Origin of the sequence: Streptomyces chisholmiae, from assembly GCF_031845445.1 — a bacterium.
Taxonomy (GTDB): domain Bacteria; phylum Actinomycetota; class Actinomycetes; order Streptomycetales; family Streptomycetaceae; genus Streptomyces; species Streptomyces chisholmiae.
On the sequence record NZ_JAVREO010000018.1, the window covers coordinates 1 to 9,393 of the forward strand.

1 protein-coding gene is annotated in these 9,393 nt (G+C 74.8%); it reads right to left on the reverse strand.

Going from position 1 to position 9,393, the window contains the following annotated elements; translation table 11 throughout:
• Positions 1-9,389 (reverse strand): SDR family NAD(P)-dependent oxidoreductase (locus tag RM844_RS25210; protein ID WP_311669672.1); only part of this gene is annotated, 9,389 nt, incomplete at its 3' end.
• Between the last annotated feature and the right edge of the window lie 4 nt (positions 9,390-9,393).

Below are 9,393 nucleotides of genomic sequence, written 5' to 3' on the forward strand. Positions count from 1 at the left end.
ACCTGAGCCGCACCACTCGGCGCCGTGATCCCGTTCGTCTTCCCGTCGTAGTTCACCCCGGAACCCACCACCGACGCATACACCCGATGACCACCGGCCTCCGCCACCGACTCCCGCTTCAACACCAACACCGCGACGGCCTCACCCGGCACCATGCCATCCGCCCGCCGGTCAAACGCCCGGCACACACCCTCCGCGGAAAGCATCCCCGCACCGGCCATCGCGTCATAACTCCGCGGATCGGTCAGCACGTTCACCCCCGCCACCACCGCCGTGTCGCAGTCGCCGTAGCGGAGGCTCAGGCACGCCTCGTGCAACGCCACCAGGCCGGAGGAGCAGGAGGTGTTGATGGCGATGCTCGGGCCGGAGAGGTTCAGGAAGTAGGCGAGGCGGGCCGCCAGGATGGAGGCGGAGTGCGAGGTGACGGTGGCCTGGTCGCGGACGAGGTTGACATAGTCGCCCTCCTCGACGCCGACGAAAACGCCGACCCGCTCCCGGGCCAACTCCCCCGGCCCGTAACCGGCGTCCTCCAACGCCGCCCACATCTCCTGCAACAGCAACCGCTGCCGCGGGTCCATGCTCTCCGCCTCACGGGGGGACAGCTCGAAGAACAGCGGGTCGAACTCCGCCACCCCCGGCAGCACACCCATCCGCCGCTCAGCGCCCCACGCCGGACGCCGATCCGCCGGCACCTCACCCACCACCGACCGACCCTCGACCAGGATCTCCCACAGCTCGTCCACCGAACGCGCGCCCGGGAACCGACCACTCATCCCGACGATCCCCACCCGCTCGGGACCGGACTCGGCGGCGGCCGGCGCGGACAGCGTCCGGCCGGCGACCGCCCGGCGGCGGGGCCGGCCGGCCCGGCGTGCCGCCGGCCGTTCGGCCACCGTGGTGGCGGCTGGCCCGGCCGGCACGCCGCCGGCCAGGTAGAACGCCTCCAGGGTCGCGGTATGGCTGCCGAGCAGGTGGCCGCCGAGGGCGGCCAGCGTCGGGTGGCTGAAGAACACGTCCGGCGTCAGCTCGATGCCGAGCCGCTCGCCGAGCACCCCGGCGAACTCCACCAGGCTCAGCGAGTCGAAGCCGTAGTCCTGGAGGTTGAGGCCGTCCTCGATCCGGTCGACCGGCAGCTTGAGTACCTGGCTGATGGTCTCCTTCAGCTCCCACTCCAGGCACTCGGCCACCGACCAGCCGGCCATCTCCGGCCGCCGCCCCGGACCGGCCGCGACGGCGACCGCCTCGGCCGCCGCCGGCGCCGCCGGGGCGGCGGGGGCCGGCTCGGCGGCGCCGAAGGCCAGCCGCCAGGCCCGGAAGAGGACGGTGCCGTCGGCCGCGCACACCGTGAGGTCGAGGTCGGCGGCCCGGCGGTCGAGCACCGCCCACGCCGGGGCGGCGTCGGCGGCGCCGAAGACGACCTCGCCGGCCCCGTGCGGCTCCTCGACGCCGGCCAGACAGGCGTCCAGGGCGGCGACCAGCGCCAGGCCGGGGTGTCCGGCCCCGGTCACCGCCGAGGCGGTGAGCGTGATGACCTCGCCGGTCGCGGTCGACCGGTCGAGCCGTTCGGCGTCGCCCGCGGCGCCAGGGGCGACCGCGGCGAAGCCCTCGCCGGTCACCAACTGCTCGTCGGGCGCCTGAGGTTGGTCGGTGTAGACGGTCCACTCCACCCGGCCGCCGGCGACCGGCACGAGGGCGACGTGCACCGGCTGCCCGTCGCCGGCCGGCTCGGGCGCGCCGTGCCAGGCGACGTCGGTCAGCCGGACCGTCCTTCCGCCGGCCGCGGCGCCCGGGGTGGCCAGCAGCACGGCGGCCCTGGCCATCTCCAGCTGGGCGGCCGGGCTGGGGGCCGCCGGCAGCTGGGAGGTGAACCGCTGGCAGGTCAGGTCGGAGGTGTTGGCGTGCAGCAGCGGGTGCGGGCGCGCGGCGCCGCCGACCGCGGGGGCGGCCTGCGTCCGGCCGCCGGGCAGCCAGTAGGCCTCCCGGGCGAACGGGTAGGTGGGCAGGCTGATCCGGGCCGGGGTGCGGGCCCCCGCGTACAGCTGCCGCCAGTCCACCCGGCCGCCGTTGACCCAGGAGCCGAGCAGCGCCTGCAGCCGGCCCTGGTCGAGGTCGGCGCCGAGGTCGGCGCCGCCGCTCTCGGCGCCCGGCGCGGCGTGGCCGGTGAGCACCGCGTCCGTGCCGGTGCCGGCCTCGGCGAGGAAGGCCCGCAGCTTGCGGCGGGCCTCGGTGAGGTCACCGGCGACCAGGCCGAGCCGGTGCGGCAGCGCCTCCCGCCCGACCTGGAGGGTGTAGCCGATCGACGGCAGGTCGGCGTCGGTGAACCGCTCGCCGTCCAGCGCGGTCAGCAGCTCCTCGGCGAGCACCCGCAGCCGCTCGGCGGTCTTGGCCGACAGCGGCAGCACCACCGGGCCGGCCGGGCCGGCGGGGCGGGCGGCGTCGGCCGCCGGCCGGTACTCCTCGATCACCAGGTGCGCGTTGGAGCCGCCGGCGCCGAACGAGGAGAGCCCGGCGATCCGGGGCAGCTCGGTGGGACGGCCGTCCACGTCGACGACCGGTCGGGCCCACTCGGCGGCGGTGCGCTGCACCACGAACGGGGTGTCGTCGAAGTCGATGAACGGGTTGAGCACGTCGGAGTGCAGCGACGGCACCAGCGTGCCGTGCCGCATCTGGAGCAGCACCTTGGTGAGGCCGGCGATGCCGGCGGCGGCCTCGGCGTGACCGATGTTGGACTTGACAGAGCCGATGGCGACGCGGCCGGACCCGGTCCGCCCGTCGAACGCCTGGACCAGGCCGCGGATCTCGATCGGGTCGCCGAGCTTGGTGCCGGTGCCGTGCGCCTCGACGTAGCTGACCGCGCTCGGCTCCACCCCGGCCTGGCGCAGCGCGGCACCGACCACGTCGCCCTGCGCGTTGGGGTTGGGCACGGTGTAACCGCTGGTGCGGCCGCCGTGGTTGAGAGCGGTGCCCTTGATCACGCCGTAGACGTGGTCGCCGTCGCGGACCGCCACGTCCAGCGGCTTCAGCAGGACGGCGCCGACCCCCTCGGCCGGCACGTAGCCGTCGCCCTCGTCCCCGAAGGACTCGCAACGGCCGTTGCTGGAGGCGAACTTGCCGTTGGAGAGCAGCAGGAACTTGTTGGGGTGCAGGGAGAGGTTGACGCCGCCGGCCAGCGCCACGTCGCTCTCGCCGCGACGGATGCTCTCGCAGGCGAGGCTGATCGCGGTGAGCGAGGACGAGCACATGGTGTCCACGGCGAGCGAGGGGCCCTGGAAGTTCAGGTGGTAGGAGACCCGGTTGGCCATCGAGGCGAAGTTGCCGGCGGTGGCCACCGGGTCGCCCGCCAACTGCCGCTCCAGGCCGAAGAACTGGTAGTCGGAGGTCATGACACCGACGAAGACGCCAACCTGGCCGGCCGCCTGGCCGTCGCCCTCGGTGAGGCTTCTGGGCGTGTAGCCGGCGTCCTGGAGGGTGGCGTAGGAGCACTCGAGGAAGAGCCGCTCCTGCGGGTCCATCAACTCGGCGTCGCGCGGCGCGATGTTGAAGAAGACCGGGTCGAAGCGGTCCACGTCGTCGAGGAAGCCGCCCCAGCGGCAGTAGACGCCGTCCGCGTCGAGGGCGTCCGCGTCCCAGCGGTCGGCGGGGACCTCGGTCACGCTGTCCCGGCCGGCCAGCAGGTTGGCCCAGAAGGTGTCCAGGTCGCCGGCCTGCGGGTAGCGGCCGGCCAGCCCGATGATGGCGATGTCGGGCGACCGGGTGGCCACCTGGTCGTGTTCCCGGCGGCCGGCGGCCGGCAGGAAGCGGGATGTGGCGCGCCGGCGGCCCAGCACCGGGACGCGCTCGGCGTCGGCCGGCGGGGCCGCGGGCGCCGCGGCCGGGGCCGGGGCGGCGGCGGTGGCGCCGCCGACCAGCCGGGCCACCTCGGTGGGGTGCGCGTCGAGCAGGTAGCGGCTCAGCTCGGCGAGGGTGCGGTACTCGAAGAAGAGCGTCTTGGGCAGCGTGCCGAAGTCGTTCTCCAGCGCGTCGGTGAGCAGCATGACGCTGATCGAGTCGATGCCGTACTCGTCGAGCGGCCCGTCGGCCTCGATGACCTCGGCCGGCAGCTTCATCACCGAGGCGACGACCTCGGTCAGGTAGCCGACCACCCGGTCGAGTTCGGGCGCGGCGGCGGCCGGCCGGTCCTGGTCGGCGGGGGTGGCGGCCGGGCTGGCCGCCGGCTTGTCGAGGACGGCCGCCAGCCGGCGGGCGTCCCGCCCGCTGAGGCACAGGGCCTGCGGCGCGTCGCCGCGCAGCGCGCGGTAGAAGGCCTCGATGCCGGCTTCGCGGGGGATCGGCACCAGGCCGGTGCGCGCCTCAAGCTGGGCGACAAGCTGCTGGTCGACGCCCATCCCGCCGTCCCGCCACAGGCCCCAGTCGATGGCGAGGCTGCGGCCGTGTCGGGTGCCGGCCCGCACCCGCTCGGCGCGGTGCGCGACGAAGTGGTCCATGAAGGCGTTGGCCAGCGCGTAGTCGGCCTGCCCGGCGTTGCCCAGGCTGCCGGTGGTGGAGGCGAAGCAGACCAGGAAGTCCAGTTCGAGGTCGGCGGTGGCCTCGTCGAGGGCGACCAGGCCGGCCACCTTGGGCGCCAACACGACGCGCAGCACGTCGAGTTCCTTGCGGATGAGGTACTCGTCGCGAAGCACGCCGGCGCAGTGCAGCACGCCGTGCGGGCCGCCGTGCTCGGCGGTGAGCTGGCGGACGGCGGCGGCCACCGCGGCCGGGTCGCTGACGTCGAGCTGCCGGTAGTCGACGCGGGCGCCGCCGGCGCCGAGCCGGGTCAGGGCGGCTTCGATGCGGGCGTCCCGCGGGGAGCGGCCGGTGAGCACGACGGTGGCGCCGGGGGCGCGCTCGACGATCTCCTCGGCGAAGAGCAGGCCGAGGCCGCCCGCGCCGCCGGTGATCAGGTAGGTGCCGTCGGCGCGCCAGGGCAGCGGCGCCGGCTCGCCGGCCGCCGCCTCGGGCAGCGGCGACCAGGTGCGGGTCAGGCGGGCCCGGCCCCGGTGCCGGACCTCGGGCGCCGGCGCGGCCGCCGACGCCTCGGCGGTGACCAGGGCGAGCGCCTGCCGGGCGTCGAACGCCGGGTCCAGGGCGATGAGTTGCGGCACCAGCCGGGGGTTCTCCAGGCGCGCGGTGCGCAGCAGCCCGGACAGCCCGCCGTACACGTGGTGCTCGGCGCCGTCGGGGACGACGACCTGGAGCAGCACCTCCTGGGCCGGCCGGCCGAGGAGGATCTCCCGCACCTCGGTGAAGACCGCCTCGGCGAGCGCGCCGAACCGGCCGCCCGCGTCCGTGCCGGTGGTCCGCACGGCCCGCACGGACAGCCCCGGCCGGGACTCGAAGTCGCCAGGTGTCAGGGGCAGTTGGCCGTCGCCGGCGTCGCAGAGCAGCACCTGCCTGACCGGCCGGTCGTGGGGCTGGTCGGCGGGCGCCAGCGGCTGCTCGGTCCAGGCCGCCGACCAGACGCCGGTGACCGGCTCGGCCGCGCCGCCCGGCATGTCGGAGCTGGCGAGGCTGGCGGTGAAGCCGCGGAGCCGGACCAGCACGCGGCCGGCGTCGTCGGCGATGTCGATGTCGTAGCGGCTGACCCAGGACCCGGAGGACGGGAGGCGGCGGACGACCGCCCAGGCCCGGGCGGTGATCGGCGCGAAGACCTCCACCTCGTCGACGGCGACGGGGAGTTGGCTGGAGCCGCCCTCGACGGCCATGAAGCCGGCGGTGGCCTGGAGGGCGCCGTCCAGCAGGCCGGGGTGGAGCACGTAGGCGTCGTCGGCGTCGGGCAGGCTGAGGCGGGCCACCACCAGGTCGGTGCCGAGGCTGAGTTCGGCGATGGTGCGGTGGGTGGGGCCGTAGGCCAGGCCGGCGGCGCTCTCGAAGAGGTCGTAGGCCTCGGCGCCGCTGAGGGTGCGTCCGCACGCGGCGCGCAGCGCCGGCACGTCGATGGCGGGCGCCTCCTCGGCGGCCGCGTGGCCGGGCGGCACCAGCACGGCGTTGCCCTGGCAGTGCAGGTCGCCGTCGTCGCCGCCGGAGAAGACGTCGAAGCCGATCTCGCCGCCGGCCTCGGGGACGAGCGCCACCTCGGCGGTGACCGGCTCGCCGGTGACGGCGAGCGGGCGGACCCAGCGGACGTTCACCAGGCGGGCGCGCACCGAGTCGCCGGCGCCGCCGCGGGTCGCCTGCCGCAGCGCCTCGCGGGCCAGCTCCAGGTAGCCGGCGGCGGGCAGGATCGGCTGGCCGGCGACCACGTGGTCGGTGAGGAACGGCTCGGCGCCGGTGAACCGGGAGGTGTAGCGCTGCTCGTCGAGGCTGGAGGTGTTCTCGTGGACCAGCGGGTGCAGCCGCCGGACGGCCTCGCCGGTGGCACGGGCGGCGGGGGTCTCCTCGACCCAGCAGTGCCGCCGTTCGAAGGGTTGGGTGGGGAGGCTGACCCGCAGCGGCGGGTCCTCGAAGAGCCGGTCGAACGGCAGCTCGTAACCCTGGCAGTAGAAGTCCGCCAGGCCCAGCAGCAGCTCCTGGAACCGGCCGTGGTCGGACCGCGACCGCGTCGCCTCCGCCACCAGGTCACCCACCAGGCTGTTCGGCGTGAAGTCCCGCCCCACCACACCCAGATACACCTTGCGCGGCTTCTCACCCTCGGCCGCCGCGCGCAGCAGCCGGACCGCGTCATCCCGATCCCGCGCGACCACGGCGCAGCGGTGCGCGAAGTGGTGCCGCCCCACCGCAAGCGTGTGACTGACCGAGGCCAACACACCGGGCCCGGCCTCCTCCCGGCCCGCCAGATCATCCGCCAACGCCACCAACGCCCGCGACAACGCACCCGCGCTCTTCGCCGACACCGGCAACACAAACGACGGCGCACCCGACTGACCCGCCAGCACCGAAAGCTCAGCCCGCTCGGTACCCGAAGACTCCAACACCACATGCGCGTTGGTCCCACTGAACCCGAAAGCGCTCACCCCACCCCGACGCGCCGCACCCTCGTCCGGCCACGCCCGCGCCTCACGATTGACAAAGAACGGGCTCTCCTCCCACCGCACATAATCACTCAACTCATCACAGTGAATACTCGGCGGAATCACCTCCCGCCGCATCGCCAACGCCAACGCCATCACCGACACCAGACCCGAAGCGGCCTGCGTATGCCCGATATTCGGCTTGGTCGACGTCAAAGCACAGAAACCATGCCGCTCCGATTCCTTACCAAACGCCTCAACCAACGCATTGATCTCGATCGGATCACCCAGCCGCGTCCCAGTGCCATGCGTCACCACATAACCCACCGACTCGACCGGCACCCCCGCCCGCCCGTACACGTCCTCCAACAACCGCACCTGAGCCGCACCACTCGGCGCCGTGATCCCGTTCGTCTTCCCGTCGTAGTTCACCCCGGAACCCACCACCGACGCATACACCCGATGACCACCGGCCTCCGCCACCGACTCCCGCTTCAACACCAGGACGGCCACCGCCTCACCCGGCACCATGCCATCCGCCCGCCGGTCAAACGCCCGGCACACCCCCTCCGCGGAAAGCATCCCCGCACCGGCCATCGCGTCATAACTCCGCGGATCGGCCAGCACGTTCACCCCCGCCACCACCGCCGTGTCGCACTCACCGTGCCGCAGGCTCAGGCACGCCTCGTGCAACGCCACCAGACCCGACGAGCACGCCGTGTTGATGGCCATGCTCGGGCCAGACAGGTTCAGGAAATAGGCCAGGCGGGCCGCCAGGATGGCGTTGCTGTTGGAGGTGACGCCGGCGTCGTCGCCGACCAGGTCCCGGTAGTCGCCCTCCTCGACGCCGACGAAGACCCCGACCCGCTCCCGGGCCAACTCCCCCGGCCCGTAACCGGCGTCCTCCAACGCCGCCCACATCTCCTGCAACAGCAACCGCTGCCGCGGGTCCATGCTCTCCGCCTCGCGCGGCGTGATCTCGAAGAACAGCGGGTCGAACTCCGCCACCCCCGGCAGCACACCCATCCGCCGCTCAGCGCCCCACGCCGGACGCCGATCCGCCGGCACCTCACCCACCACCGACCGACCCTCGACCAGGATCTCCCACAGCTCGTCCACCGAACGCGCGCCCGGGAACCGACCACTCATCCCGACGATGCCGACGCGGTCGGCGCCCGCCTCGGGGGCCGCCGCCCGGGCCGGGGCGCTCATCCGCAGCAGCCGCTGCCGGGAGTCGGCCGCGCGCCGGCCGGCGCGCGGCGGGGTGGCCGCGGCCGGCCGCGCCGGCGTCTCGGCCGCCCTGGGCGCCTCCGGTGCGGGCGCGGGCGCGGCCGGCTCGGCGGCGATGCCGCCCTCGCGGTAGAACGCCTCCAGCAGCTCACCGTTGGCCTCCCGCAGGTGGCCGCCGAGGGCGGCCAGCGTCGGGTGGCTGAAGAACACGTCCGGCGTCAGGTCCAGGCCGAGCCGCTCGCTGAGCACGCCGGCGAACTCCACCAGGCTGATCGAGTCGAAGCCGTAGTCCTGGAGGTTGGCCTCGTCGTCGAGCTTGCCGGCCGGCAGCTTGAGCAGCTGGAAGACGACGTCCTTCAGCTCCCACTCCAGGCACTCGGCCACCGACCAGCCCGCCATCTCGGCCCGCCGCCCCGGACCGGCCGGCGTCTCGACCCGCTCGGTGGGCGCGGCGGCCGGCGCGGCGGCGGGCGCCGGGGCCTCGGCCGGCGCGGTCGCCGGCGCCCGGTCCTCGGCCGTCACCCGCAGCCCGCGGAACCGCACCTGGCTCACGCCGTCCCGGTCCACCAGGTCGATGGCCAGGGTGACCTCGTCGTCCCGCTCGGCGTCGCCGACCACCTCGACGGCGCCCCAGGCCGAGCCGGTGCGGGAGGCGCCGACATAGGTCACCTCGTCCACGCTGAGCGGCCACAGCTCGCGCCCGCCCCAGCCCAGCCGGTCCGCCACCGCGGCCAGGCAGTGGGCGAGCTGACCGGGCACCACGACCGCCTCGGCGCGGCCCTCGGCGCGCGCCGGGGCGAGGTCGACCAGCAGCGCGCCCGGCCGCCGGCCGGAGCGGAAGGCGGCCAGGTCCACGGTCTCGGCCGACGTCTCGGCGGCGGTCAGCACGGTCACCGAGCCGGTGCTGCCGGAGTCCTCCCCCGCGTCGGCGAAGACCGCCCAGTCGTTGGCCCCGCCGGCCGCGCCCGGGTGCAGGTCCACGTGGACCTGCTGGCCCGGGCCGATCACCACCGGCGCGTGCCAGACAACGTCCGTCAGTCGAACGACCGGCGCGGAGTCCCGCCCCCCGTCGCCGCGCTCCTCGGCGGCGAGGATCGCGGCGGCCCGCACCATCTCCAGCTGGGCGGCCTCGGGCAGCACCTTGACACGCGAGGCGTCCGTTCCGTCGAACATGTGG